The 26,715-nt window shown below is 45.9% G+C and carries 24 protein-coding genes; 10 read left to right on the top strand and 14 right to left on the bottom strand.

From position 1 onward, the window contains the following. Positions 1 to 2: 2 nt before the first annotated feature. From KI743_RS13555 to rhtB, 4 genes are all read right to left on the bottom strand, one after another. Positions 3 to 1,004, bottom strand: a complete 1,002-nt coding sequence (locus KI743_RS13555; RefSeq protein WP_285466819.1) for an ArsJ-associated glyceraldehyde-3-phosphate dehydrogenase — start codon at positions 1,002 to 1,004, stop codon at positions 3 to 5. A 41-nt stretch (positions 1,005 to 1,045) separates the two neighbouring features. Next, entirely contained in the window at positions 1,046 to 1,387 is a 342-nt protein-coding gene (locus KI743_RS13550) for a helix-turn-helix transcriptional regulator (protein WP_150897441.1), read from the bottom strand. Between the two features lie 100 nt (positions 1,388 to 1,487). Next, positions 1,488 to 2,708: an EAL and HDOD domain-containing protein gene (locus KI743_RS13545; RefSeq protein ID WP_285466818.1), complete on the bottom strand. Its 1,221-nt coding sequence runs from the start codon at positions 2,706 to 2,708 to the stop codon at positions 1,488 to 1,490. A 23-nt stretch (positions 2,709 to 2,731) separates the two neighbouring features. Further along, positions 2,732 to 3,349, bottom strand: a complete 618-nt coding sequence (gene rhtB / locus KI743_RS13540; protein ID WP_285466817.1) for a homoserine/homoserine lactone efflux protein — start codon at positions 3,347 to 3,349, stop codon at positions 2,732 to 2,734. Positions 3,350 to 3,429: 80 nt separating this feature from the next. Between rhtB and KI743_RS13535 the strand changes: the two genes are divergently transcribed. Further along, positions 3,430 to 4,410 carry an alpha/beta fold hydrolase gene (locus KI743_RS13535; RefSeq protein ID WP_285466816.1) on the top strand — a complete coding sequence of 327 codons (981 nt, stop codon included), beginning with the start codon at positions 3,430 to 3,432 and terminating at the stop codon, positions 4,408 to 4,410. A 143-nt stretch (positions 4,411 to 4,553) separates the two neighbouring features. After that, positions 4,554 to 5,381, top strand: coding sequence for a Cof-type HAD-IIB family hydrolase (locus KI743_RS13530; protein WP_285466815.1), 828 nt, complete (start codon positions 4,554 to 4,556; stop codon positions 5,379 to 5,381). A 77-nt stretch (positions 5,382 to 5,458) separates the two neighbouring features. Here the strand turns inward: KI743_RS13530 and KI743_RS13525 are convergent, their stop codons facing one another. Next, positions 5,459 to 5,926 (bottom strand): EVE domain-containing protein, encoded by a 468-nt coding sequence (locus KI743_RS13525; protein WP_150897445.1) that lies wholly within the window; start codon positions 5,924 to 5,926, stop codon positions 5,459 to 5,461. Between the two features lie 39 nt (positions 5,927 to 5,965). On the opposite strand from KI743_RS13525, the gene KI743_RS13520 reads away from it, so the two are divergent. Beyond that, positions 5,966 to 7,513 (top strand): COG3650 family protein, encoded by a 1,548-nt coding sequence (locus tag KI743_RS13520; protein ID WP_285466811.1) that lies wholly within the window; start codon positions 5,966 to 5,968, stop codon positions 7,511 to 7,513. 1 nt (position 7,514) lies between these two features. Further along, the gene (locus tag KI743_RS13515) at positions 7,515 to 8,114 is read left to right on the top strand and encodes a tRNA-uridine aminocarboxypropyltransferase (RefSeq protein ID WP_285466810.1); all 600 of its coding nucleotides are present in this window, start codon (positions 7,515 to 7,517) and stop codon (positions 8,112 to 8,114) included. Positions 8,115 to 8,174: 60 nt separating this feature from the next. Here the strand turns inward: KI743_RS13515 and KI743_RS13510 are convergent, their stop codons facing one another. The 8 genes from KI743_RS13510 to KI743_RS13475 all read right to left on the bottom strand — a co-directional run bounded on the left by KI743_RS13510 (position 8,175) and on the right by KI743_RS13475 (position 18,226). Continuing rightward, a complete protein-coding gene (locus KI743_RS13510; protein ID WP_285466809.1) occupies positions 8,175 to 10,655 on the bottom strand; it encodes an EAL domain-containing protein in 2,481 nt (826 codons plus the stop codon). Between the two features lie 204 nt (positions 10,656 to 10,859). Continuing rightward, entirely contained in the window at positions 10,860 to 13,355 is a 2,496-nt protein-coding gene (locus KI743_RS13505) for an EAL domain-containing protein (RefSeq protein WP_285466808.1), read from the bottom strand. Positions 13,356 to 13,514: 159 nt separating this feature from the next. Further along, positions 13,515 to 14,231, bottom strand: a complete 717-nt coding sequence (gene yigB, locus KI743_RS13500; protein WP_285466807.1) for a 5-amino-6-(5-phospho-D-ribitylamino)uracil phosphatase YigB — start codon at positions 14,229 to 14,231, stop codon at positions 13,515 to 13,517. A gap of 9 nt (positions 14,232 to 14,240) precedes the next feature. Beyond that, a complete protein-coding gene (xerC, locus tag KI743_RS13495) occupies positions 14,241 to 15,173 on the bottom strand; it encodes a tyrosine recombinase XerC (RefSeq protein WP_150897451.1) in 933 nt (310 codons plus the stop codon). Next, positions 15,139 to 15,840 (bottom strand): DUF484 family protein, encoded by a 702-nt coding sequence (locus KI743_RS13490; RefSeq protein WP_150873386.1) that lies wholly within the window; start codon positions 15,838 to 15,840, stop codon positions 15,139 to 15,141. Before KI743_RS13490 ends, xerC begins: the two co-directional genes overlap by 35 nt. Positions 15,841 to 15,869: 29 nt before the next feature. After that, positions 15,870 to 16,700 (bottom strand): diaminopimelate epimerase, encoded by an 831-nt coding sequence (gene dapF / locus KI743_RS13485; protein ID WP_032553348.1) that lies wholly within the window; start codon positions 16,698 to 16,700, stop codon positions 15,870 to 15,872. Positions 16,701 to 16,711: 11 nt separating this feature from the next. Beyond that, positions 16,712 to 17,965, bottom strand: coding sequence for a diaminopimelate decarboxylase (gene lysA / locus KI743_RS13480; RefSeq protein WP_032553347.1), 1,254 nt, complete (start codon positions 17,963 to 17,965; stop codon positions 16,712 to 16,714). A 48-nt stretch (positions 17,966 to 18,013) separates the two neighbouring features. Beyond that, positions 18,014 to 18,226: a lipoprotein gene (locus tag KI743_RS13475; protein WP_084181926.1), complete on the bottom strand. Its 213-nt coding sequence runs from the start codon at positions 18,224 to 18,226 to the stop codon at positions 18,014 to 18,016. Between KI743_RS13475 and cyaY the strand changes: the two genes are divergently transcribed. Continuing rightward, complete coding sequence (cyaY, locus tag KI743_RS13470; protein ID WP_032553345.1) at positions 18,206 to 18,520, top strand: iron donor protein CyaY; 315 nt, start codon at positions 18,206 to 18,208, stop codon at positions 18,518 to 18,520. The genes KI743_RS13475 and cyaY overlap by 21 nt on opposite strands. Before the next feature lie 66 nt (positions 18,521 to 18,586). Here cyaY and KI743_RS13465 read toward each other — a convergent pair whose 3' ends face one another. Further along, on the bottom strand, positions 18,587 to 21,115 hold the full coding sequence (locus KI743_RS13465) for a class I adenylate cyclase (RefSeq protein WP_285466806.1): 2,529 nt from the start codon (positions 21,113 to 21,115) through the stop codon (positions 18,587 to 18,589). A 343-nt stretch (positions 21,116 to 21,458) separates the two neighbouring features. Between KI743_RS13465 and hemC the strand changes: the two genes are divergently transcribed. The 5 genes from hemC (at position 21,459) to KI743_RS13440 (ending at position 26,015) form a co-directional block, all read left to right on the top strand. Next, positions 21,459 to 22,397 carry a hydroxymethylbilane synthase gene (gene hemC, locus KI743_RS13460; RefSeq protein ID WP_032553343.1) on the top strand — a complete coding sequence of 313 codons (939 nt, stop codon included), beginning with the start codon at positions 21,459 to 21,461 and terminating at the stop codon, positions 22,395 to 22,397. A 2-nt stretch (positions 22,398 to 22,399) separates the two neighbouring features. Continuing rightward, a complete protein-coding gene (locus tag KI743_RS13455) occupies positions 22,400 to 23,128 on the top strand; it encodes a uroporphyrinogen-III synthase (protein ID WP_285466805.1) in 729 nt (242 codons plus the stop codon). A 19-nt stretch (positions 23,129 to 23,147) separates the two neighbouring features. Continuing rightward, positions 23,148 to 24,368 carry a uroporphyrinogen-III C-methyltransferase gene (locus KI743_RS13450; RefSeq protein WP_285466804.1) on the top strand — a complete coding sequence of 407 codons (1,221 nt, stop codon included), beginning with the start codon at positions 23,148 to 23,150 and terminating at the stop codon, positions 24,366 to 24,368. Next, positions 24,368 to 25,549 carry a heme biosynthesis protein HemY gene (locus KI743_RS13445; RefSeq protein ID WP_285466803.1) on the top strand — a complete coding sequence of 394 codons (1,182 nt, stop codon included), beginning with the start codon at positions 24,368 to 24,370 and terminating at the stop codon, positions 25,547 to 25,549. The genes KI743_RS13450 and KI743_RS13445 overlap by 1 nt, the downstream gene beginning before the upstream one ends. A 133-nt stretch (positions 25,550 to 25,682) precedes the next feature. Continuing rightward, positions 25,683 to 26,015, top strand: a complete 333-nt coding sequence (locus KI743_RS13440) for a cytochrome c (RefSeq protein WP_285466802.1) — start codon at positions 25,683 to 25,685, stop codon at positions 26,013 to 26,015. The last annotated feature ends 700 nt before the right edge of the window (positions 26,016 to 26,715 follow it).

The raw sequence follows: 26,715 nt of genomic DNA, 5'->3' as shown, positions 1-26,715 counted from the left end.
GTTTATGCTAAACCAACGGTACGTACTAACTCCGCAGTACGTGTCGCATAGCCCATCTCGTTGTCGTACCAAGCGTAGATCTTAACCATACGCTTACCAACCAGCATGGTAGAGAGTGCATCAACGATAGTAGAACGTTGGTCACCTTTGTAGTCGATAGACACCAATGAACGCTCTTCAAAGCCAAGAATGCCTTTAAGCTCATTCTCAGATGCTTCTTTCAGCATCGCGTTAACTTCTTCTGCTGTCGTGTCTTGCTTCACTTCGAAGATGATGTCCGTCAGAGACGCGTTCGCTAGTGGTACACGAACTGCGTGGCCGTTGATGCGGTTTTCAAGCTCAGGGAAGATCTCAACAATCGCCTTAGCAGAGCCTGTCGTGGTTGGGATAAGGCTCATGCCACATGCACGTGCACGACGTAAGTCTTTGTGCGGCGCGTCTAGGATAGTCTGAGTGTTAGTTAGATCGTGAATCGTCGTGAATGACGCGTTCTCAATACCTAGCTTCTCGTTAATTACCTTAACCACAGGAGCGATACAGTTAGTGGTACAAGATGCTGCCGTTACAATTTTGTGTACTGCTGGGTCAAAGATGTTGTCGTTCACACCAACCACGATGTTTGCGATACCGTCTTCTTTCACTGGCGCCGAAACCACAACACGTTTTACGCCTTGCTCTAGGTATTTGTTTAGGAAAGAAGTTTTACGGTGTTTACCCGTAGCTTCAATCACCACATCACAGCCAGACCAATCGATCGCATCGATGTCGCGCTCTTGCGTTGTCTTGATACGCTGACCATTGATGACCATCTCGTCGCCTTCAACCGCAACTTCGTGGTTCCAACGACCTTGCACTGAATCGAACTCTAAAAGGTGCGCCAGTGTCGCAGTGTCGCCAGCTACATCGTTAATTTGTACAAACTCTAGCTCTTCCCAATCGAAAGCTGCGCGAAGTGCTAGACGGCCGATACGGCCAAAACCATTGATACCTACTTTAACTGTCATGTTCTTTTCTCTCAGTTAGTGGTGAATCTAAAAATATTCGATTAAACGCAACATTGAGGGCGTGAAGTCATCGCTTCTAAACGCTCAATGTCTTGCTGATATTCGGTTTTCAAACAGTTGGATGCGATAAGGTCATCAATTAACTTTAGCATCCAACCCGGTAAATCTTTGGACAGGCGGTAGAACACCCACTGCCCTTGACGAACGTCCGTTAGGATCCCGTTTGAGCGCAACTGCGCTAGGTGACGAGATACCTTTGGCTGACTCTCTTGCAGTGCTTCAGTTAGCTCACCAACAGATAAACACTCTTGGCGTACAATCATCATTAGGCAACGTACTCGCGTTTCATCGGACAATAATTTAAAGAACTGGTGAGGAAGCATACTTGTATTCTCATATATGGATATACGTATATATTAGTTATAAAAAAACGCACGTCAAGGCGTGCGTTTCTACTGTCATAAAAGTTTAATATTCGAACAGCTAGGTTTGACTAGTAATGCTATGGCTCCAACGTTGCGCCTCAGCGAGCTCAGTTTTAACCTGCTCAACACTGAGTCCTAACGTATTACAATGCTCTTCTATCTGACGCCAATCGGCATGCTCAAAGCTCTCTTCTAGAGCCAGCAGCTGACCATATGGCCCCTCTCGACGCAACAGCGCCAACTTAATGATCTTACATAACGGCAACTGTTCAACTAAGTGCTCTAACGACAGATCGAGTAACGCATCCAACAGTGAGAACAGCCCAATCATGAAGGCCTGTTCAGTATGCCCTTCAAAGGGTTGATAGCGCGACATACGCTGACAGAACTGAGCACGTTGTAGAGATAAGCTGTATAACTCTTTTGGTTTCTTATCAGAGACATAAGAGGCAACCGCCAATGACACAAACATCTTGAGGTTGTCTTGCCCTAAATACACTAGCGCCTGACGAAATGAGGAGATGCTGACTTCCAGACGTGGCGACATGGTATTCACAAAACGGAGTAGCTTGTAAGAGAGCGCGACATCCTTTGCCACAATGCTTTCTACGCGCTTAAAGTCGACATTCGGCTTGCAGACCTCTTGGAACAACTCCATCGCAATCACATGTTCAGGGCTGATGTATTTAGTCTTAACCATCTCTGGCTTACTGAAAAAATAGCCCTGAAAAAACTTAAAACCCGCCTGCTTGGCTCGTTGAAATTCTTCTTCAGTTTCAACACGCTCTGCGAGAAAGCTGTATTTCTTGCCTTGATGTTTTTGCACCAATTCACACGCGGCATCTAAGCCCATCTGCATAATGTCGAGCTTTACAATGTGCGTGTATTTAAGAAAGGCTTCCCACTCTGGTGTCGAGGTAAAGTCGTCCAGAGCAATCATGTAACCCTGTTTATAGAGATCTTTCACCGCCTCTAACAGCTCAGGTGTCGGTGGACAGGTCTCCAAGATTTCGATAACCACTTTGTCTTTTGGCAAGCTTTGAGGAAGGCGGCGCAATAGACTTTGATACGGGAAATTAATGAAGCAGCGCGATGAAGGAATCGATGGGTTGAGACCCACCGATAAAAAGTTTTCGACGATCAGACGATACGTAGCTCTATTCGACTCAATATGCGCTGGATAGGCGTTATTGTCCCCATCACGAAACAACAACTCATAACCAAGAGTATGTTTTTTTCGGTTAAAGATAGGTTGTCGAGCGACGTATGTAGCGGTCATCTATTTTCTAACTCTATGATTGGTTAAGCCTTAGCAGCGGCAAGCAGCGCACCGCAACCCATGAACATACCACCAAAAATCTTATTTATCTTACCCATTACGCGATCTGAACGAATAAAACGTCCCATTTGTGACGCCAATGAGGTGTAGCCCAACATAACAACACTATCAATGAATACTGTTGTCACACCGAGTACCAAAAGTTGTGGAGCTTGGGGTTGTGAAGGGTCTATAAATTGCGGGAACAATGCAACCAAAAATACAATAGATTTCGGGTTTGTAAGATTAATTAACACCGCATTGCGCAAAAGTGCCCAACTTGACTGCGATGTACCCTCTTCTGTCGCAACCATACTAGAGGTATCGCGCCACTTTTGAATACCGAGCCAGATGAGATAAACCACACCTACCCATTTAATTAATGTGAACGCAAACGCGGATTTAGCCACCAGCGCACCAATCCCTGCACCGACCAATAAGATATGAAATGCCAACCCAATTTGCAGGCCTGCAATAGAAGCCAATGATTTACGAGTACCATAGCTGAGGCCATTGCTGATCGAATTCACGGTACCGGAACCCGGCGCTAAACTAAACAGAATTGCGGTCACGACATAAGCGAGCCAAACATGAGTATCCATTGCATTTCCTTAGCAGTACTTTAATCTAATAACATCAATAGCGATAAAGCTCTCATCAGTATTCTTTCAGGTAACTTCTCATGGCAAACAGCGCTGCCGCACCTTCTTATTTCACTCAAGAGCCTCAATTTGAGGAAGCGATTAAACACCCGATCTCAGCCTTTTGGCAACAACGAAATGAAGGTTACGTCACCTCATTGAGCAAGAAAAAACTCTACTGGTCGAGCTTTACTTCTCCACAGCATAGCAAAGCGATTGTTATCTCGAATGGGCGCATAGAGTGCTGCGAAAAATACCAAGAGCTTTTCTACGATCTCTACCATCAAGGTTATGACATTTACTCTTTTGATCATCAAGGTCAAGGTCGTTCACAACGCAGTGTGCAAGACTCTGACATTGGTCATATTCATGAGTTTGATGATTACATCCGTGATATGCGTGAAATTCTCCAGCACTTCCCACTCGACAAATATGAGCAACGCTACTTACTCGCCCATTCAATGGGCAGTACCATCGCGACTCGCTATCTGCAAACAACACCAGATCACCGCTTTGAAAAAGTCGTCTTATGTGCGCCTATGTTTGGCGTCAATACTGATTGGTATCTCAAACCCATCGCTATGTTCGTTGCACAACTGCTAACGGGGCTTTACGCCAAGCCAACCTATGCACCCGGACATAAGGCGTATTACGCGAAACCTTTTGAAAACAACCTACTCAGTCAGAGCAAAGTTCGTTACCAATGGTTCAGAAAACTGTATGACGACAACCCAGAGATTCAAGTTGGTGGTCCAAGTACGCGCTGGGTGTGGCAAGGGTTAATGGCTGCTAAGCAAGCGATTCAACAGACGCGCCAAATTAAAATTCCTCTTTTGTTGATTCAAGCGGGGAACGAGCAGATCGTTTGTAACCAAGCTCAACAAAGCTTCATCAATAAACTGCGCAAAACGAATACAAACAGCGAGATGATCAGCATCCAAGGTTCAAGACATGAAGTGCTGTTTGAAATCGACCAATATCGCAATCAAACCTTAGACTCAATTGTTGCGTTTTTTCGATAAAAAGATTTGGTAAAGAGGAAGACAAGTAATAGAGCTTTGCCCTCTTTTGTTGAGCTAATTTCACGTACAATTTGTCCTACAACATTGGACACCAGCCATTGCTTGGTGTCTCTATTAGTCAAGTACGCTGTATCGAGGGTTAAATGACGATTCCTGCACTAAAAGATTCCATCAATATTGTTGCCTCTGATCTTGATGGCACGCTGCTCGCTCCCAACCATAAGTTGAGTGACTTTACCAAGCAGACGTTGAAGAAGTTACACCAGCAAGGCTTCACCTTTATCTTTGCCACTGGTCGACATCACGTTGACGTTGCAGGTATTCGTCAACAAGCCGGTATTCCAGCGTATATGATCACCTCTAACGGCGCGCGTGTGCATGATCAAGACGACCAACTGATGTACAGCCAGAATGTACCTCAAGAGCTTGTGCAGCCTGTGGTCGACATTGTTCGTCAAGATCCAAACATTTTCATCCACATGTACCAAAACGAAGATTGGTTGTTGGATCGCGAAGATGAGATGCTTGCTAAGTTCCATAGTGAGTCAGGCTTTAGCTACAAACGCTTTGAAGCGGAGCAAGCACCCACTGACGGCATTGCTAAGGTCTTCTTTACTCACCCAGAACACGATCATGAATACCTAGTGACGTTCGAGCAGAAGTTGCGAGAAACCTTTGGCGATAAACTGAATATCGCCTTCTCTACCCCTTGGTGTTTGGAAGTGATGGCTGCAGAAGTCTCTAAGGGCCATGCGTTAGAAGCCGTGGCAAAATCGCTAAACCTTACTCTAGAGAACTGCATTGCTTTTGGTGATGGTATGAACGATGCTGAAATGTTAGCAATGGCAGGTAAGGGCTTGGTAATGGGCACATCGCATGAAAAAGTGATGCAAGCACTACCGAACAATGAAGTGATTGGTAGTAACGCAGATGATGCCGTGGCTCACTATCTTGAAGAGCATCTACTGTAACGCCCTCTTCTTCTAAAACTAAAAAGGCAGCCTAGCGCTGCCTTTTTTGAACCTTCACGTTCCCATAAGCTCTAAAGCTAGCGAGAACCCAGCACCTCTTTGCTTAGAATAGCCTGCCACTCTTGCTCCGTCACTGGCATGATGGATAAGCGGTTACCACGCTTTACCAAAGGCATATTCTCAAGTTCAGGCATCGCTTTTAGCGTCGCTAGGGGGATCAAGCGTTCGGTGGTTCGAACATACTCGACATCGACCATTACCCAGCGAGGGTTATCCGGTGACGATTTGGCATCGTAATAGTCACTCTCTGGATCAAACTGAAAATGATCTGGATACGCCTCTCGCGTCACTTTAGCGATACCAGCGACGCCAACTTTCTTGCATGACGAGTGGTAAATCATCACTAGATCACCCAGTTTGACCTGATCTCGCATCATATTACGGGCTTGGTAGTTACGAACCCCCTCCCAGCAAGAGGTGTTTTGTGCTCGCAGAGTATGAATAGAAAAGGTGTCGGGTTCTGTTTTAAATAACCAATATGCCATAATAAATCCAATTAACGGTTGCTCCGAGGAAGATATAACATGAAGGTACTTAAAAACCCAGCGGTGTGGCTCACAGCCATCGCTCTAACGGGTTGTAGCCAAACCCAACAGTCCACTTCTGAACCAGAAAAATCACCCGCAGCTAGCCTAGATGCGCCAAGTACCATTCAACCGCAAACCTTTATTATGCGCGGCCAGGTGATTGTTGGACATGAGAGCCGCACCTTTACCCCTTGCGGCAGCCAAGAACAATACTGGCTAGATTTGTCACCAGAACTAGCACTAGAAGCTCAAGGACTCTCCAATACACCCTATCAACCTATGTATGGCGAACTGATTGGCCACCTGACTGTGCCGAGTCAAACCGGGTACAACGCCGATTTCACAGCTCGCTTTGTTGTCGACCAAGTCAATATTCTCACAGCAGAGAACCCTAACCGTTGCAGCCAGCCCCTCAAATCAACGCGTGCTTTTGGCAATGAGCCTTTTTGGTCTGCGCAATTCGACAAGAGCCAAGTGACCTACTCAAAAATGGGTGAGACACCTCAAGCTTTTAAGATTCAATCAAGCCGCATTAGTAACGAACAACGCAACTATCAGTTGAGTAGTGATCAAGACGATGCCGAGCTGAACCTAACCAAGAGCCGCTGCAACGATACAATGAGCGATAGCCTATATGGCTGGAGTGCCGATCTCACCATCAATGAAAAGGCACACAAAGGCTGCGCTACGCTCTCGAATCAAGATCCAACTCTAGAATGGGCTGATCGCTATTTTGCCAGCTCAACACAGAATGCCGGTTTCTCGGTTACTCTGAAGTTGAATGCTGACCACAGTGCAGTCACCACCTACTCATACAGCAACGGCGATGACCCTATTATTGAGCAAGGATTCTGGCAGCAACTCAACGCTGACCAAGTTCAAGTAGTGATGACGCGCCACCAGCAGCAGTATCTAATCTCAGAGCGTATTTTTACTCGTGAAGGCAGCCAACTGACAGCGAAAAAAGAGCGTGTTGGTAATGTCGTGTACCCAATAGCCGACGGAGGTTTAGTGTTGTTCAAAGCGAAACAACAAGATCTGACGTCAACGCCTAAACCCGCAGCCGATCTTACACTACAAAAAATCAATGGCAGCGATCAACTTGATCCCAAGGTCGACCGCGCGATCCGTGACTATTTTAAGATCCACAACACTTCGACAGACGATACCCAATATCGTTGGCTGACCTATGACCTCAATGGTGATGGACAAGAGGAATTGCTGGCACAACTGAACTGGTGTGGTTCTGGAGGATGTACCCTACTTGTTTTTGAAAACCATCAACAACAATGGCGCTTCAACAGCCGAGTGACCTTAGTGCAAGGAAAGATTCACTTGGGAGAAGAGCAACACAACGGGTGGCAAGATCTCGTGTTTAACGTCAGTGGCGGTGGTGCGACACCAGCACAACATGTTTTGCAGTACTCAGGTGTTAGTTACCCACTTAATCCAAGCGTTGCCCCTAAAATCACCAGCGACAAGGTGAGCCAAGTAACACTGTTTGCTGACGAGATCTCCCCAATGCAGAAAGGAGTTAAGCTCTAGTATGGAAAAGCGAATGGCTTGCCAGCAATGTGGCTTCACTCATCAATGCATTTGCCCACAGATACCCGCACTTGAGAGCTCTGTGAACATTGCACTGCTTACTCATGAGAACGAACTCAAGCGCGATACCAATACTGGAAAGCTACTGCAGCAGACACTACCCAACTGCCAAAGTTATGTTTGGCAACGCAAAAGCGCACCAGCAGAATTAATGGCGATGATCCAGGATGATACAGTTCAGGCTTTGCTGCTATTTCCAAGTGAACAAAGTATTGATGTCAGTGAGATCACTGAGGTGTACCCAGTCGAAAATCAAAAGCTCCTGTTTATTGTGCTTGACGGGACATGGCAAGAAGCTAAAAAGATGATGAATAAGAGCCCGTGGTTGCAGAGCATTCCACAGGTACACCTTACCCCAAGCTTAGACTCAGCCTATACCTTAAGGCGCAACCAAGATTCAGGGCACTTATGTACCTGTGAGGTTGGAAACCTATTACTGAGTCAATTGGGTGAAACCGAGCAAGCTCAAGAACTAAACCAGTACTTCCATCACTACCTAAAGGCATTCCAAGCTGACAAAAGCGGTCATGCCCTGAAGTAAAAATAAAAGAGCGAGCCAAGACTCGCTCTTTACGTTTCACGTGAAACAATCGCTCGAATATCAGAACAAACGCGTGGGTTCGCCGACGAAGTAACCTTGTAGGTAATCGACTCCCATATCTTCTGCGATACGACACACCTCTTGATTGTGAACAAATTCTGCCACGGTTTTAGCATTTAGAATCTGACACAAGCTGACCAACTGCTGCGCTATCTTGCGCTGCTTCTTATCCTGATCAATATTGCGAATCAAACTCCCATCAAGCTTAATCACCTGAGGCTCTAGCTTGAGGATCTCATCAATATTGGAATATCCAGAGCCAAAGTCATCAACAATAATATTCACACCAAGCTCTCTAAAGTGATTACAGATTTCGATTAAGCGACCATAGTCTTTGATCTGTTCGGTTTCTAATACCTCTAAACCTATTCGCTGAGGATGACTAATGCTTTTGATTGCTTGCTCAAGGTGCAGCACCGTTTTCTCATTGGTAAAATCTTGTGGTGCAAGGTTTATACTGAATGAGTCGGTTCTCGTACTCATAAAGTCAAAGGTACGCGAAATCATCTGACGGCTTAAGCGGGTATAAAGATGAGTTCCCTCAATAATCGGTAAGAAGCGTCCCGGAGTGATCAGCTCACCCTCTTCCTCAATTCGAACCAAACATTCATGGCTCTCTACTTGGTGGGTGTGCGCCGATACGATCGGTTGAGAACAGGCAACCACATTCTGATTCATCACAGCTCGGCTAACACAAGATAACCAACGAAGCTGCTCTTGACGCTGCTTCTCTCGCTGAACCAAGGTCTTTGCGTTAACCAGATGCTTATTTTGACTCACTGCACTGCGGCGAGCATCTATGGACTTCAGCAACAAATCATCAATGGACGTTGTCGGAAAATCACGGCGACTGGCAATTCCAGCACCAATCGAAACTGACAAGTAATCAATATCAGGAAGCCCCATCGGCTCAAAGTTCACATGCTCGGTCTCATCAGCAAACTCAGAGAAGCGTTGTTGTATGTACTCATCGCTTGCCAAGCTATCGAATACTACCGCCCACTCACCGATGCCCACGCTATATAGCTGACACTCTTGTTCAAAAAAGCGAGTCAGTGAGCTTTGGAAGTGATCACTCAGGTCATTAAGAAGCTTGTCCCCAACGCGATAGCCGTACTTCTCATTAATCTGACTAAACGTCGTGACCTTAAGCGTCAGCAAGTGGCTAGCACCGCCCATTCGAGCCAATCTTTCACGCAATACACTACGATTAGGCAAACCTGTACGACGATCAACACGATAACTGGCGGTTAGGGCGCTCGCCTGTTGTTGAATCTTGTTGACCATGCTGTTGTTCATGTCATCGACATCCATTAAGGCATTACGAATCAGTGAAAACAGGGGTGAAATATTGCTGGCAGGTTGACTACTTAACTGGCGACAATTGGCGTTGTCCCCTTCACTGAGTGCCATATAGGTTAAGCTGTGATGCAACAAGCGTTGTTGGCCTTGTTCATAGAAGAGTTCACCCATACAGTAAACGCCATAAGTGTCGGTCAGCTTCTGGAAGATCTCAACCTCTTGGTTTCCTTCAATGAAGTCCAAACGGGAGGTGCAGTTATAGACAAAAAAGCACTCAGGCGAGTGTAACGCTACCTGCTCAACCCCCAATCTGACTTGTTCTAGGGTTAGTGATGGGTGATCGTAGCAAAAGCGCACCTCTTCACCGACTTGAAACTCGCCGCTGAATTCCATTTCCTCATTATCAGCAATCCTGATCGGTAAATAGATATTCTGTTTTTTTGGATCTCCAACCATCAACGGGAAGTTGTGCAGTTGTTCGAAAGGGACTTCGAGGCCATCAGCAAGATAGCGGTTATAAAGCTCACGAATTGGCACGCCATCAAGTTGAATCAGATGAGTACCTTGAGCAGCAGTAACACGGAAGGTTTTGCCAATGGGGTTCCACTCAGTGAAATAACCGCGATTCACAGCGAGCTTTTCACTATGCAGCGCAGCCATCACATAGGCTTCTTGATAACAACGCCCGTTACTCATCACCCAGCGTCCAGATGGAGTGATGGTAGAGGCACCGCCACAGATTGGAATATTGAGGTCAGAACGCTCAAAGGCATAAAAGAGGTCGTTTTTATCAAGCGTCAGACGATCAACAAAACAGATCGCCGTTTGAGTGCCATCGTGGCATTCGAGTTGGCGTAGCATATTATTGCTATCGCGAACCAAATCATCACTATATGGAACCACGGCTGAGCTAATCGTTGTCGAAGAGAACCAACTAAAGACAACCAACAATCCTTGATGGCTTAGCTCGCCCCTATCAATAAAATGTTCAGCGCTACAGCCGATGGAAGTGCAATCAGGGAAATGCGCGTGAATAATCTGACACGCAGCCTCTACTCTCTCTTGCTCAAAAGAAGAGAAAACCTGTACCAAAAGCGTATCGCTGGTTGCGAAACTCACAGTCTCTAACTCAACTGCAAGCTGCTCTATATCATGTATAAAGAGAGAAAATGACTGCATAACCACATTAATCGCTGCATTAATGATTTGTTATTGTGCTGATTATCGATAAGCCTTGCACGTATTACTTACAATCATCCTGTAAGATCTGTGAGCTCAGTAAAGGATGATTCCTTAATAAATCATAGAATATGCAGCGAATTTCTCGAGATCTGTGTGCACATCACACTGTGTATTAAGGGCCTTTAATCGAAACGTTTTTTGTTAGAACAAACGTTTAGGTTCGCCAAAGTAGTAGCCTTGGAGATAGTCAATTCCCATATCTTCCGCGAGTTCACACACCTGTTGATTGTGAACAAACTCAGCTACTGTCTTAGCATTAAAGACTTGGCACAACTTAACCAACTGAGCGGCGATACTGCGCTGTTTGGGGTCTTTATCAATGTTACGAATCAGACTGCCGTCTAGCTTGATGATCTGAGGTTCTAATTTGATGATTTCATCAATGTTAGAGTAACCAGAGCCAAAGTCATCAACAATAATTCGCGCACCTAAAGCTCTGAAGTGGTCACACACCTCAATCATCCGCCCGTAGTCTTTGATCTGCTCAGACTCTAACACTTCTAAACCCAATCTAGTTGGGTCGTTCATACCTTGAATCGCCGTCTCTAGAATCATCAAGGTTTTATCGCTCAAAAGGTCTTGTGGTGACAAGTTGATAGAGAATGCACCCTGTTTGTCTGCCATATAACCAATCGTGTTCTTAATCATGTGGCGACTTAAGCGCGTGTAGAGATGAGTATCAGCAATGATAGGCAGAAACTTACCCGGAGGTACGATGGTTCCGTCGTCCATAATGCGAACTAAGCACTCTTGGCTCACCTCTTGATGGCTGCTAGCAGCGACGATAGGTTGTGTGTAAGTGATGATATTCTGACTTAAAATGGCACGACTCACGCAAGAGAGCCAACCCAGCTGGTCTTTACGATCTTCTTCACTAACCTGAATGTCTTTGGCGTTAGTAATATGGGTATTGTTACGCACCCCATAGCGCCGTGCTTCAATGGCTTTTAGTAGGATCTCTTCACCACTATCTTCAGTAAAGTCGCAGCGGCTAGCAAAGCCACCACACAATGACACAGAGAGATAATCGACGTCCGCCAAACCATAGGGTTCAAAATTGATGTGCTCGATGTCATCGGCAAACTGGGCAAAACGGTATTTAATCCGCTCACTTTCGACCTTCGCATCAAAAATGATCGCCCACTCACCAACTCCGATGCTAAACAGTTCGACTCGCTCAAGAGAGTCTTGCTTCACATTATTCTCAAGTCGTTCAATAAAATGATTAGAGAGGTCTCTTAACAGCTGATCCCCCACTTGGTAACCATACTTTTCATTCACTTGGTGGAAGTTAGTCAGCTTTAAGGTAAGCAGATGCTCTGAACTCTTGATGCTATTGAGCTGCTCCTTAAGCACAATACGATTTGGCAAACCGGTACGAGAATCTACTCGGTAACTTTCAGTGAGGCGACGCGCTTGTTGATGAAGCTTCTTCTCCATCTGGCTGTTCATCTGATCGAGGTCAGCAACGGCATTTCTCACCAAATTAAGCAAAGGCGACACCATCGAATCGGTATGAGCATCCGTTCGGCTATACTCAATCAACTCATGAGATTCACGCATCGCAACATAAGTCAGGCTATGGTGTAAGATCTCTTGCTGAGTGTCTGTTCGATACAACTCACCCATGCAGTAGGCACCACATGCATCAACAACCCCCTCAAACGGCTTCAGCTCGGTACGACTATCAATGAACTCTAAGCGTGAAACACAGTTGTAGATCATCACCGACTCCGGCTGGTGCATCGCCAGCACTTCCGCGCCGTGACGTACCTTTTCTGCAGTGAGTGACGGATGGTTATAGCAGAACTGAGCTTCTTCACCAACTTGCCAAGCGCTATCAAACTCGATACTGCCATCATCATTGATTCGCAGCGGAGTCGAGATACCCTTTTTTCTGCCGGATTCACGATATAGGGGGAAGCTCATTAGCTGGCTAAAGGGAATATCTTTACCATCGGCGAGGTAATGCTTAAATACCTCAATAGCAGGCTTATCGTTGAGGCTGTATAAACGATGCCCTTCAGCACGAGTGACCCTAAGCTTCATGCCGATCGGATTCCACTCAGAATAAGCACCCGACCACACCTTTAAATTAGGGTTATGCAGTGCCACCGCAACACAAGCGTGTTGATAGACCTGACCGTTATACATCACCCAACGGCCATAAGCATTCTCATGACACAAACCACCAGCGACCGGTACCGAATAAGGCAGTGTGTCAAAACCGGTATAGATTGGGTAATCGCAGCCCTCGACTTGGTCACAAATACTGATCACGGTTTGGCTATGTTCAGTCAGGTTCAGTGCGTTAACCAGCGCTAATCCGTCTAACCCAGTTTTGCCGCTAAATGGCACAACCGTCGAACTTAGCGTCGTCTCCTCAAACTCACTGATCATCAGTAAACTTCCACTACTCACCTGACGATTATTGTGAATCATATGCTGAACGCTCTGACCAATTAGGGTCGCGTCTTTGAGATAAGTAAGTGTGATGTCGGCTAGACGACTCGCAGATTGGCTGGAAAGTGTCGAGTGTAACTGAATAAGGTACTGTTTATTGGCATGCCACTCTTTTTGTTGCAGATAAGATTCTAAGGATTCCTCAGAGGTTACGAGAAAAGTATAGGTATGCATGCCAAGCCTTGTTGTAATCGTATTAAGAGAGGACAACGGCTTTAGTGGATATTAATACGATGAAAGCAGCTGCCGATTAAAAAAGCCAAAATAGCTTCTTAAACGGAACTTAATGTAACAAGACCCTATGATAAATGCGACATAAGCTTGGAGTAGCGATTAAATTAGTCGCATAAGATCTCGTAATTGTGAAATTTCGATATCAGGCAACACACGAGCTTTCGATGCTTGCTGAATATTTACGTTTTTGTCATTAAACCAGCACGCCTGATAACCATTGACCTTAGCTCCGTAAACATCACTGATGAGGTGATCACCAACATGCAAGATATGTTCGGCTTGAATACCTAGGTGCTGTTGCGCTTGGTTAAACATGTCTGGGTATGGTTTGGCTCTACCATCAGGTCCAGCTTTCAATATCAGCTGAAAGTAATCACCCAAGCCAATTTTATGTGGATCGACATTACCGTTAGTGATTGCGACTAAAGGCAGTTTTTCACTCAAGGCTTGCATCACGCGATGCGTCTCTTGAGGAACATCGACTTGATTTCTCAACCACAATGCATGCTCAATACCCGACTTAGCCGCTGCCATCGCTTGCGCCTCTGTGTAGCCAAGCTGCATCAACCCGTGTTTTATCTGCGTTTCACGCCATAAAGTCACATCATGCTTTAACTCAGGATTGGCCTGCGCGACTTGAACCTTCACTTGGTGCCACTCATCCAGCGACAAAGTTGACGATACAGGATGCTCACTGAACAGCCACTTCGCCATCTCCTTTTCCACTTTCATGATCACAGGCCAGTTATCATAAAGTGTGTCATCTAGGTCAAACGTCATCGCCTTAATCGGGTTCAATCCACGGTAGAGTTGCATCTATGCCTCTTATTCTTTGCTTCTTTTACGGGCTCTTGGGTGCGCCTGATCGTACGCTTGTGCCAAGTGTTGAAAGTCCAAGTGTGTATAGATCTGGGTTGTTGAGATGTTTTCATGCCCTAAGAGTTCTTGAACTGCCCTTAGGTTCTGACTGGACTCCAGTACATGAGTCGCAAACGAGTGACGAAGCTTATGCGGGCTAATATGACTGGCCACCGCCTGCTTCTTACCCCACTCTTCCATACGCTTCTGAACACTGCGGTGAGAAATACGCGTACCCAGCTTAGAGACAAACAGTGCAGGCTCTCCAGGAGCGGCAAATTCACCACGCACCTTGAGCCATTTCTCAACACACTCTTTGGCCTGGCCAGAAAAAGGCGCCTTGCGCTCTTTGTCACCCTTACCGATAACTCGTATCTCACCCTGACGCGCCTGAATGTCCTTCAAGTTGATGCCCACCAATTCTGCAAGACGCAGACCGGCACCGTACATCACTTCCATCATCGCACGATCTCGAATCGCCAAAGGATCGCTTTCATCGACCTCAAGCAACTGCCCCACTTCATCGACATCAAGGTTCTTTGGTAACGGGCGCTGCTTACGCGGTGCCGATACACCCTTGGCTGGGTTTGCCGAGATCTCGCCTCGCAGCACCAAGAAATCAAAGAAACTACGCAATGAGGAGAGACGTGTCGCCAAGCTGCTCGCTTTAATCCCTTCACGCATGCCTTTACTGGCTAACTGGCGCACCCACGCAGCGTCAACTTGCTGCCAGTCTTTGAGACCTAGAGTCACCAATTGGGCTGCCATAGTTTCTAGCTGCTGTTTATAATTGCGTTGCGTGTGCAGGCTCAGACCTTTCTCGCTTCGCAGGTATTCATAGAAACGAGAAAGTGGTTTTTGAAGGCTATTGGGAAGAGGTGTGTTGGGCTCTAGGCTCATTATCGATCTGCCAAGGTAAGGTCTCTGCCATATGAGCAACAACGAGTGCTAAATGACGCAAGAAAAGGGTGTCCATGTAGGGCTGAAAGTGACCACCATCTTCACTAGAGAAGGCCAGCAACCCAATCGGAGACTGTTTTGCCAATGGTAACACTACATAAGATCCTAGCTCAGGAGCCGGCTGTTCGCCAAATAGGTCTTGGCGATCAGTCTTTCTCAAACGCCCAAGGTACGCGTCTTTACCATTAAGATGGTTCAACGAGAATTTAGCGTAACCCTCATCACTGAGTTGATAGAAACCGCTCTGAGAAAGAATACGCACATACGCTTTCAAGCCAAGTTCAGTCGCTTTCTGCTCTACCGCTTTAATCACCTGCATGAAGTCACGACACTTCAGCACTTGATCTTGCAGTGCCATAAACTCATAAAAGGTTTTATCGTTATTGGCTGCCAGTGACATTAAGCTTGTGATCTCTTCTTCAAGTTCTTCAATGCGTTGTCGCTGACGCTTCAACTGCACTTCGACCAAAGAGACAGCACCCTGCTCTACATTGTTAATCGCCAAGCGATCCACCAGCTCTTTCCTATCTTGGAAGAAATCTGGGTTATCACGCAAATATTCAGCAACCACTTCTGCCGTTAGTGCATCGGCTTCTACGTAAGACAAAACCTATCCTTATTTATTATTCATGGTGATCAGCAAGAGAGCTGACCATCAAAGACGTGTGTTGCAGGTCCAGTCATAAACAGTGGTTTACCTGGCCCTTGCCAACTGATCTGGAGGTCGCCACCAGGCAGACTCACTTTAACGTCGTTAGACAGCAGGCCTTGGGTGATACCGACAGCAACCGCACCACAAGCACCGCTCCCACACGCTTGTGTCTCACCCGCACCACGCTCGTATACACGTAGGCGAACTTCATCACGCGTCACTACCTGCATAAAGCCTGCATTCACACGCTCAGGGAAGCGCTCATGAGACTCCAACAGTGGGCCAATGGTATCGACATCTGCGGTATCGACATCATCGACGACGGTCACCACGTGAGGATTGCCCATGCTGACCGCGCCACAAAATAGTGTGTGTTCGTCGGTACGCAGGATGTAAGTTTTCTCTGGCTGCTTGGCTTTGAAAGGGATCTTGCTTGGTTCGAACTCAGGCACGCCCATGTTAACCGTAATTTGATCGTTCTCTTCAATCTTGAGAACCATCTTACCTTTCTTGGTACTCACGTTAATACTGTACTTATTGGTCAGCCCTTTCATTCGCACGAAGCGAGCAAAACAACGAGCACCGTTACCACACTGTTCGACTTCACTGCCATCGGCATTAAAAATACGATAGTGGAAGTCGGTCTCTGGGTCGTAAGGAGCCTCAACCACCAGCAGTTGGTCGAAACCAACACCGGTATGACGATCCGCCAAACGGCGGATCAAGTCTGGAGAGAAGAAGATGTTTTGAGTAATGCAGTCCACGACCATGAAATCATTGCCCAAACCATGCATTTTTGAAAAGTGGAAGTGCATAACGCTTAAACTTACTCCGGAAGAATGTTTTCAAGTTCCCACAAGCTCGTTAGCTCTTCACGCTGACGAACAAGGTGAGTTTTATCGCCATCAACCATCACTTCAGCTGCACGTGAGCGAGTGTTGTAGTTCGATGACATCACGAAGCCATAAGCACCTGCAGAACGCACCGCTAGGAGATCGCCTTCTTCAAGAACAAGCGCACGATCTTTACCTAGGAAATCACCAGTTTCACAGATAGGACCCACTAAATCATAAGTCACGGCCTCACCTTCTCGAGGAACAACAGGGACAATGTCTTGCCATGCTTGGTATAGCGCAGGACGCATCAAGTCGTTCATCGCAGCATCAATGATGGCAAAGTTCTTATGTTCAGTCGGTTTTAGGAATTCGACTTTTGTTAATAATACACCAGCGTTAGCCGCAATCGCTCGTCCAGGTTCGAAAATCAGCTCTAGATCAGCATGATTATCCAGTCGAGCCAACAACGCCTTCGCGTAGTCTGATGGTTGAGGTGGTAATTCGTCACGGTAGACAACACCTAAGCCGCCACCAACATCAAGATGCTTAATATTAATACCATCAGCACGCAGTTGGTCGATCAGAGCCAACAAACGGTCCGTCGCATCGATAAAAGGTTCAATGTCTGTTAGCTGTGAACCAATATGGCAATCAATGCCGTGAATCTCTAGGTTTTCTAGCTTCTGAGCAAACGCGTAAACTGCTGGTGCACGGTCAAAAGCGATACCAAATTTGTTGTCGCGTAGACCTGTAGAGATATAAGGGTGAGTGTTTGCATCAACGTCTGGGTTTATACGCAGAGAAATCGGCGCCTTCACGCCAAGCTCGCCGGCAACTTTATTCAGGCGCTCTAGCTCAGGCTCTGATTCAACGTTAAAACACTTAATCTTCAACTCAAGCGCACGCTTCATCTCTGCAGCTGTTTTACCCACACCAGAGAACACAACCTTAGATGGATCACCACCTGCTGCAATAACACGTTCCAGTTCACCACCAGATACGATATCGAAGCCAGAACCCAATCTTGCCAGTGTATTTAGTACACCTAGGTTAGAGTTTGCTTTTACGGCATAGCAAACCAAGTGAGGGTGCTCACCCACAGAAGAGTCGAACGCATTCCAGTGACGTTCTAGAGTGGCACGAGAATATACGTACAGTGGCGTGCCGTATTGCTCTGCCAGTTGTGAAAGTGCGACGTTTTCAGCCCAAAGCTGGCCATCATCCTGATAGTTGAAGTAATCCAAAATTCTTATCCCTTATCCGTTACGATTGCTACTACATTGTTGATTCACTTATTGCGATTGTTCATTTTGCTGCGCATCATCAGGTAAGTAGAGCGGACCAGTTTGACCACAGCCCGAAAGACCAATAACAGACAACATAAACAGAGCGGTAATTAACTTTTTCATTTTGCATATCGTGATTATTAACTCAATGCCCCCTATAATCGCACCACACTCAAGAAAAGCAATAGGATAGAAAGGATGAACGATACTGAATTTCATCAGCTAGTCGATATACAGATGCAAAACATCGAAGAAGCGATCGATGAATCAGAGGCAGACATCGATTATGAAGTGACTGGCAACGTGATGACGCTAGAGTTTGAAGACCGCAGTCAAATCATCATCAACCGCCAAGAGCCGATGAAAGAGATCTGGCTAGCCTCTAAGTCAGGCGGCTTTCACTTCAAATTAATTGAAGACAAATGGACATGCTCAAAGACAGGCATGGAGCTATTTGAAATGGTGAAAACTGAGTGTGAGAAGCACGCCGGTGAAGAGATCGACTGGGTTTAATCTATCAATGGATACCCCAAAGCGACCAATGTAAAAAGGAGCGACTCAGTCACTCCTTTTTTGTTGCTAAACGTTAGCGATCTTAGAATTACGCGAAGAGAGCGTGGCATCATTACGATAAGGCACCACGTAAGATTGCCCATCATCAGGGTGAACAATCTGATAATACTGAGGAAGATTGAAGTTAATCAGCTTCGACGCCACCTTAGAATCATCTTTCACAGAGGTGTAGAAAGAGTTCACACTCGCAATCATCTCGTCTTTCTGACCACTGTATTGGTGGTAAACCTCAACCTGATTCGACTCATCTAATACGTAGATATTGAAACCCTGATCGGTATCTTCAAAGAAGAACTGAATCAAGCCTTCACTAGCAAAGCCATCCACCACTTCTGGCAGTTGGTACTCTTGCTCTTTATCCAGCATTAGCAAGGGCGAGCCTTTCAGCTTATTGGTTGAGATGCTGCGATAGAAGTCGACCGAGTTTTCTAACATCTGCACAGATACGCCACGACGCTCGAAGAACAGACCAAACATCTTGTTCGCCAAACGAATCGCTTTGAATCGACGACGCTTCTCTTGCTCGATCGGTTTCAAGCGTAGGTCAATACACTCTGCCAGCAGCTGGTAAACCATATTGCGGATCACGCCGCGTAGGTTTTTGCTGTAACAGAACACGTCCACCGACTCTGGTGGCAACGCATCTTGGTGCATCTTACCCAGTACTGTTTTTAATGCATCAAGCATTGCCGTCTCACCTTGGAAATGAAGCGTTCTCACTTCATGCCAGGAGTTACGGTAAACCAAATCGACACTGCCCACTAGGCTCTGGCCTTCTTCACCAAAACTGAAGATATCCGCACTCTTCAAATCAACTTTTAAAGAGCGAGCACTCAATTCTGAGGTAGGGTCGTTCTCAAAGTTAATGAACATCGCCAACTGGCTGATCTCACACGGGCTCGCTAGTGCTTGCATACTCGGACGGCGCTTGCGCAGTGAGAAGGTGTTACGCAGGTCGCTCACCATCTGATAGAACTTATCGATATCAATATGTGCATCACGAACCACAGAATGCAGACGTGTTGACTCAGTGATCAATCCATTAAAGAACGACCACGCAACCAACTTACTCAAGTACTCATGGTGCTCAAGCGATGGTTGGCCAAGAATTCGATGTGCAATCAACGGCTGCTTATAGAGATACCAACCCGCTTTGTTGGTTTGGCCCTGTCTTACCTCAATAAAGCTCAGATCGGGCTCATGCAGATCCGGAGAAATCTGAGGGTTTAGAAGTGTTACTTTACCCGGTAGTACCTCAAACGCTGCATACAGCTTGCGAGCAAGAATGCTGATGTCTTGTGGGCTAATTGCCGAGGTGATGTCGTTGCGACGCGCAAACTGAATCAGATTACGATAGCTGAGCATCAACGCATCTAACAGGGCGTGGTGTACAACTTTAACTTGCTCAACCTTCCAGTTACGACGGTTATCCAGCTCAACGATGGTCTCATGTTCCCAATTCCAAGATTGGGTCATCTCAGTTAACGCTTCACGACGCCAAGCGACTGACCCTACTCCTGCCTCACGCGATAACTTCTCATGAGTTTTGAGATAGAAACAGCGGCGAACAAGATCAAGACGCGTGTCATCGTTAATGCGTTCAAGGTAACGAGTTACCTTCTCAAGCATCAAATAGTAGCTGTCCATCCCATATAGGTCTGGTTCATCAGCAAAGAAACGACGCTTAGTATCGATACTCAAAAGTTGAGTATGTGGGTACTCCCACGAGTAAGCCTCTAACAAGATCGCTTTTAAAACCGATTTGTACGGAGAGTCGATACTCTTGTACAGCTGCCACAGGTTAGAGCCGAAGTACTCTTCCGCTGGAATTCGGTTTAATTTGCCGAAATCAATCCACTGAGAGCAATCGATGTAACCCTTGCTACAAAGATCCTGCACATATTCGTCGTAACACTCTTCCATTTCTGGAGGGATGATCTGCCAAAGTAGGCGTTGACCCGCTAATCGCACAGCAGAACGATAGAACTCATCCAGTAGTAGTAGATGCTGAGAAGAGCCGCAGTTATCACCAGTCATCTCTTCTGAATAGTTCGAGCGGAAGCGCTGCTCATCCATCAGGAAGAAGTTAGCTTCAACGCCAAGCGTCTGAGCCCAATCGGTGATCAATAGACACTTGTTGGTCAAACTATCGCGAGCACCACCATCCATATCCGGTGATACACACACCCAGATATCAAGGTCACTCGAAGTACTTTGACCAATAGAAGATGTACTGCCCATGGTGTAGAGACCAAGGATCTCAGGGCTATCCGTCTCGGCGAGCTTACCGCCTAACGTCAGCTCAGTATCTTCGACAAATTGCTTTTGGAATTCATTAGGCGTGAAGCTACGAATTCCAAAAGGAACTTGTTGGTCATAAAAACCAGGCATCATTGGGTGGTTGTAGTGAAGCAGTGCGGGGATAAGATGGAATACGCGCTGACTTTGCAAATCCATCAACGCCAACGCACGATCAATGCGCTGTTGATTTAGATTATCCAATCGCTGAATCAAAGTCTGAGTGTATGCCTGCAAGGTAAGTCCTTGGTTGAGATTAAATGCACTTCTGTTTAGTTACTGAACGAAAGCAACAACAAAACGTGATCAATTTAACACTTTTACCTTTAATGGTAAAGCAAAGCTGGCGATGCTGCCACCTTTGTTCGTCTAGGAAAAAACGCTAAATCCACGGCATGGTAGTGTCCTCTTTATTGACTATTTCTAATAATAGCCCATGTTTCAAATGAGATACCAATCACACTATTTTGGTGAAGTAATGAAATTCCTTTATCTATCAAAGCTCGCAATGATCTAACAGTAAGAATTTTCAGCCCAGAGTGTTAGGATTAGGCTATTACAGACTCATATCGGAATCACCATGACACAATCAACTCCAATCCGTATCGCCACTCGAAAAAGCCCACTTGCTCTTTGGCAAGCCTACTTTGTAAGGGATGCCCTTCAAGCTGCGCACCCTGGTTTAGAAGTTGAGTTAGTGACCATGGTTACTAAAGGCGACATCATTCTCGATACGCCGTTGGCGAAAGTTGGCGGTAAAGGCCTGTTCGTGAAAGAGCTTGAAGTCGCGATGCTAGAAGGCCGTGCTGACCTAGCGGTTCACTCAATGAAAGATGTGCCTGTCGACTTCCCTGAAGGTTTGGGTCTGGTGACGATCTGTGAGCGTGAAGACCCACGCGACGCTTTCGTATCTAACACCTACAACAACATTGATGAGCTGCCTCAAGGTGCCGTTGTTGGTACATGTAGTCTGCGCCGTCAATGCCAACTTATGGAATATCGCCCAGACCTTGTAATCAAAGAACTACGCGGGAACGTTGGTACGCGCTTAGGCAAACTCGATGATGGCCAATACGACGCAATCATCCTTGCTGCCGCAGGTCTAAAACGTCTAGAGCTAGAAGAACGTATCCGCAGCTTCATTGAGCCAGAGCAGTCTCTTCCGGCTGTTGGTCAAGGCGCTGTTGGTATCGAATGTCGTTTGGATGATGAACGATTAATCAAACTGCTAGAGCCGTTAAATCACCAAGATACGGCTGATCGCGTACTGTGTGAGCGTGCAATGAACCTAACTCTAGAAGGCGGTTGTCAAGTGCCAATCGGTAGTTACTCACTACTCGACGGTGATGACATCTGGTTACGTGCACTTGTTGGCGAACCGGACGGCTCAAAAATGGTACGCGGTGAGATCAAAGGCCCACGTAAAGACGCAGAAGCATTAGGTGTTAAGCTTGCGAATCAACTTCTTGATGATGGCGCCCGTGAAATCCTAACTAAGCTTTACGCTGACCAAGACTAATCATGACGGTGTTGGTAACTCGCCCTGGTCTTGAAGGGCAAGCGCTTTGCCAACAGCTCGTGGATGATGGAATCGCTGCGATCCATCATCCACTGATTCGCATCGTTGACAACTCTCCCTCCAAACCGCTTTCTGACCTGTTACAAACCAGCGATATTATCATTGCTGTCAGTCAACACGCCGTGACCTCAGCTCAACGAATTCTTGCACAAAGTAACCAAAGTTGGCCCAGTTCGGCTCTATACCTTGGCGTTGGTCAAAAAACCGCGCACATTTTAAGCAAAGCTTGTAAACAAAAAGTAAACTACCCACAAGTGAGTGATAGTGAACACCTTCTTAGGCTGCCAGAGCTAAGAAATGTGCAAGATAAGGCGATCTTAATACTGCGTGGAAACGGTGGGCGCGAGCTAATACGCGAATCTCTTGTCAATCAGGGAGCACAAGTCTCCTATTGTGAGACCTACCGTAGAGAATATATTCCGATAAACCACCACAATACTTACCCTCTATGGGTTGAACAAAAGATTTCAAAAATTGTCATCACCAGTCAGGAGCAATTGGAGTACTTTACCTCCAATATGCCTGATGAGTATTCGAATTGGCTTTTCACAAGACATCTATTTGTCCCGAGCCAACGCATTGCAGAACGAGCCCAACAGCTTGGGTATTCAACAGTTACGAATACGACAAGTGCGACAAACCCAATATTACTGGCTGCTCTCCAGCCTTAGCTAGAAACAGGAAATAAGCATGACAAGCAAAAAAAATAACGAGCATATTGAACCTGAAAAAAGTCCAGAAACTCAGCCGGTAGTTCAAGATGATGTTGTCTCTGAAAGTTCTGAAGAGACAAAAGCAGAGGCCCCAAAACCAGAAGAGCCACAAACCAAGCCTCAAACAACGTCGGAAGAAAATGAGCTAATCACTAAAGCTGAAAAGCAAGGCAAGCGTGGCGTCAAGTTTGGTGCAATTGCCATCGCGATTTCTATTATCTTCAGCGGCGGTATCGCTTTCCAAATGCAGCAAAAAAATGCTGAATACTCGGCGCAAATTGCAGCCCTTCAATCTCAGTTGGAAAATACCAAATCGGCAGTTAACAAAGACCTTCAAGCTGTGAAGCAAGAGACCATTCAAGAGGCATCTCAGGCTGTTCAAAAAACACAGGTTGTACAAGCTCAACAAGAGAAAAGCATTCAAAGCCTACAGCTTGCTGTCGCTGACGTGAAAGGTCGCAGACCAAATGATTGGTTACTTGCAGAGGCAGATTACCTAGTAAAACTAGCAGGGCGTAAGTTGTTCTTAGAACACGACGCTGTCAGTGCAACTAAGCTAATGGAAAGTGCTGACCAACGCATTGCTGCACTGAACGATCCAAGCCTAGTGTCACTGCGCCAATCCATGGCCAACGATATAACTAAGCTTCGCACTATCCCACTGATCGATCGTGACGGCTTAGTGCTACGCCTAACCAGCCTGCAACAACAAGTCGATACTCTACCTCTGGCAAATGCAATCTTGCCTGAAGCACCGGAACAGAAAAAAGAAGTGGTTTCTGGAGACATCAACGACTGGCAAACCAATTTGATGACTTCATTAAAAGATTTTTCAGGTAACTTCATCACTTTCCGTAGCCGTGATGGCGATGTAGTACCCTTACTTTCTCCAGAGCAACACTTTTACTTAAGAGAAAACATCAAGGGTAAGCTTGAGACAGCAATCCGCGCGGTTTACAAAGAGCAAGGTGATATCTATACCGCAGCGCTAGAAACTGCGAACGAGTGGTCAACAGCATACCTGAACCAAGACAACAATTCGGTAATCGAGTTTGAGAAAGCCATCAAGCAACTGAGCGAACAAAACATTACTGTAAAATATCCAGTGAAGCTTGAGTCTCAAAGCTCTCTTTCAGATGTCATTCGTGACCGTCTACGTCGTGAAGTCACTACAATGACGAGCAAGGAGGAGAAATAATGATTCGTTGGATTTTTCTTTTCTTAGTCCTTGGCGCCGGTCTATTTGTCGGTACACAGTTCTCGGGACAACAAGGCTACGTTCTAATCTCTATTGCCAATAAAACAATTGAGATGAGTGTGACTACCTTGGTTATCTTTGTGATCGCGCTATTGGCCGCACTCTTTGGCCTTGAGTACCTGTTTAAGAAGGTGGTATATGCAAGTTCTACTACGTGGAACTGGTTCAGTGTGCGTAAGCAAAAACGTTCACGTCGTTACACCAATGAAGGTATCGTTAAACTGCTTGAAGGTGATTGGAAAGGCGCAGAGAAAAAAGTGACGCGCTGGGCTAATCACCACGACATGCCACTGCTTTGCTACCTAGTAGCGTCACAAGCTGCACATGAGCAAGGCAATAAAGATGAGCGTGATAAGTACATCGAACTTGCTAGCCAACAAGATAACTCTCAGCTTGCTGTTGAACTAACTAAAGCTAAGCAGCAGATCAGTGAGAGAAACTTTGAAGCCGCTTTTGATACTCTGTCGACTCTAAAAGGCACTTACCCAAGCAACACTGCTGTTCTAGGTCTATTAAAGACAACTTACGTTGAACTGAAGTTATGGCAGCCTCTGATTGAACTGACGCCAAAATTGGTTAAAAGCAAGCTAATCACAGCAGAAGAACAAATCGCATTAGAACAGAAAGCACAATGTGGTCTACTGCACGATGTCGCTAAGCAACAGGGTAGCGAGGGACTTATCAGTCACTGGAATAAGCTATCTCGCAAGCAAAAACAAAGTACACACCTTGTCTCTTGTTTTGTTAAACAGTTAATTGCTCGTAAGGCAGACTCAGAAGCATTCACCGTCATCAAAGAGAACATTGCTAAGAGCGAATCAAACGAGCTATACACATTGCTTCCAGAACTTAACCTAGCCGACCACCACCCTGTGGTTGTTATGCTAGAAAAAGCAGTGAAGAAAGATGATAGCAACGCAGAAGCTCACAGTGCTCTAGCGCAGTTCTACCTAAGAGAGCAAAAGTGGACAGAAGCGCAAGCGCACTTTGAAAAAGCGCTAGAGCTTCGTTCCAACGTTTCAGATTATGGTTACCTGTCTGATGCTCTTGAGAAACAGAACCTAACCAAAGCTGCCCATGAGGTTTCACGTAAGGCTTTAGGCTTAGTGAAGTCGGCATAACAAACGTAATGACAACACCACAAAGCCGATGCAGAGATGCATCGGCTTTTTTGTACATTTCATTCAGATAATATTCATACCACCTATCGTACTCTTACTTCATTCCCAAATTACACCATGAGTGAGAGTCATCATGTCAAAGTTCGCCACCCTATTACTTACTAGCTTTATTGGCTTCAATACATACGCAGCTAACTTAGATATAGAAGCTGGTGAGAACTCCTATAAGAGTCTCTGCGTGTCCTGCCATGGCGATCTTGGCCATGGTGATGGTATTGCGGGAAAAGCGCTCCCAGAGCAGCCCTCGAACATTTATGATGGATTGAACTCTTGGTTTGAAAGTGAAGCAGAACTCATCGACACCGTGTTAAATGGTAATGAAGGTATGCCCGCTTGGAGTTCCGTCTTAAATGAGAAGGATGTAAAAGATATCTTTGCCTATATCGAAAGGATAAATAGCAAATAACCCTTGGTATAACACCAAGCCATTGTTGGGTGTGTTACTTCTTACGCGACTAATCTATCTTTAGAATTTACTCTATATATCTGCAGGAGTTTAGATTCCCTACTCCTTCCTTCGTCAGTCTAGGGAATGACGATGGCTTAGCTATTAGGTATAGCGCTAAATAGAAAGAGAGTCTGGCTGAGAGCTAGTTAGAATATGTGGCTTAGAGATGGCGAGCTACCATATGTATAGATTGTATAGACGCCAACAATCACAGCTATATCTAAATCTAAAGATGCTCCTTAATACATAACATGGTTCTTAATTGGCTGGGATTTGTTAGTCGAATCCCCAAATACCTCTCCCTAGAAACAACAAAAACCTAGTCGCAAGACTAGGCTTTCTAATAAATCACAACACTGTTGAGTTGCTGTGCGTTCGCATGCGATCCGCAAGCTCTCTAACAGCACAAATGTTTCTGATAGATATAAAGAAGCCCTGCAATTTCTAGTAAGGCTTATTTATAAGTGCCTAAGGTCACACTAGGACTCGTTGGTCCAAGACTAGAATACCGATCCTCAGAAACGACGAATGCCTAGTCATAAGACTAGGCTTTCTAACAAATGGTGGAGTGGCTTTGGTTGCGGACAACGGGCAAACCTTTTGCGGGACTCTTTCGACCGAAGGCCGAATGCAATCGCTCAAACGTAAAAAAGCCCAA

The organism is Vibrio sp. D420a, assembly GCF_030248625.1.
In the GTDB taxonomy this organism is placed as follows: domain Bacteria; phylum Pseudomonadota; class Gammaproteobacteria; order Enterobacterales; family Vibrionaceae; genus Vibrio; species Vibrio fortis_A.
This window is presented reverse-complemented; position numbering and strand designations above follow the sequence as displayed.

Excerpts from the sequence above, each read along its gene's own strand:
- KI743_RS13510 (WP_285466809.1), bottom strand. The coding sequence starts at position 10,655 with ATGCAGTCATTTTCTCTCTTTATACATGATATAGAGCAGCTTGCAGTT.
- KI743_RS13525 (WP_150897445.1), bottom strand. The coding sequence starts at position 5,926 with ATGGCATATTGGTTATTTAAAACAGAACCCGACACCTTTTCTATTCAT.
- xerC (WP_150897451.1), bottom strand. The coding sequence starts at position 15,173 with ATGAGCCTAGAGCCCAACACACCTCTTCCCAATAGCCTTCAAAAACCA.
- KI743_RS13535 (WP_285466816.1), top strand. The coding sequence starts at position 3,430 with ATGGCAAACAGCGCTGCCGCACCTTCTTATTTCACTCAAGAGCCTCAA.
- KI743_RS13475 (WP_084181926.1), bottom strand. The coding sequence starts at position 18,226 with ATGAAATTCAGTATCGTTCATCCTTTCTATCCTATTGCTTTTCTTGAG.
- yigB (WP_285466807.1), bottom strand. The coding sequence starts at position 14,231 with ATGCAACTCTACCGTGGATTGAACCCGATTAAGGCGATGACGTTTGAC.
- cyaY (WP_032553345.1), top strand. The coding sequence starts at position 18,206 with ATGAACGATACTGAATTTCATCAGCTAGTCGATATACAGATGCAAAAC.
- KI743_RS13555 (WP_285466819.1), bottom strand. The coding sequence starts at position 1,004 with ATGACAGTTAAAGTAGGTATCAATGGTTTTGGCCGTATCGGCCGTCTA.
- KI743_RS13440 (WP_285466802.1), top strand. The coding sequence starts at position 25,683 with ATGTCAAAGTTCGCCACCCTATTACTTACTAGCTTTATTGGCTTCAAT.
- dapF (WP_032553348.1), bottom strand. The coding sequence starts at position 16,700 with ATGCACTTCCACTTTTCAAAAATGCATGGTTTGGGCAATGATTTCATG.
- KI743_RS13520 (WP_285466811.1), top strand. The coding sequence starts at position 5,966 with ATGAAGGTACTTAAAAACCCAGCGGTGTGGCTCACAGCCATCGCTCTA.
- rhtB (WP_285466817.1), bottom strand. The coding sequence starts at position 3,349 with ATGGATACTCATGTTTGGCTCGCTTATGTCGTGACCGCAATTCTGTTT.
- hemC (WP_032553343.1), top strand. The coding sequence starts at position 21,459 with ATGACACAATCAACTCCAATCCGTATCGCCACTCGAAAAAGCCCACTT.
- KI743_RS13505 (WP_285466808.1), bottom strand. The coding sequence starts at position 13,355 with ATGCATACCTATACTTTTCTCGTAACCTCTGAGGAATCCTTAGAATCT.
- KI743_RS13450 (WP_285466804.1), top strand. The coding sequence starts at position 23,148 with ATGACAAGCAAAAAAAATAACGAGCATATTGAACCTGAAAAAAGTCCA.
- KI743_RS13455 (WP_285466805.1), top strand. The coding sequence starts at position 22,400 with ATGACGGTGTTGGTAACTCGCCCTGGTCTTGAAGGGCAAGCGCTTTGC.
- KI743_RS13550 (WP_150897441.1), bottom strand. The coding sequence starts at position 1,387 with ATGCTTCCTCACCAGTTCTTTAAATTATTGTCCGATGAAACGCGAGTA.
- KI743_RS13530 (WP_285466815.1), top strand. The coding sequence starts at position 4,554 with ATGACGATTCCTGCACTAAAAGATTCCATCAATATTGTTGCCTCTGAT.
- KI743_RS13445 (WP_285466803.1), top strand. The coding sequence starts at position 24,368 with ATGATTCGTTGGATTTTTCTTTTCTTAGTCCTTGGCGCCGGTCTATTT.
- KI743_RS13515 (WP_285466810.1), top strand. The coding sequence starts at position 7,515 with ATGGAAAAGCGAATGGCTTGCCAGCAATGTGGCTTCACTCATCAATGC.
- KI743_RS13545 (WP_285466818.1), bottom strand. The coding sequence starts at position 2,708 with ATGACCGCTACATACGTCGCTCGACAACCTATCTTTAACCGAAAAAAA.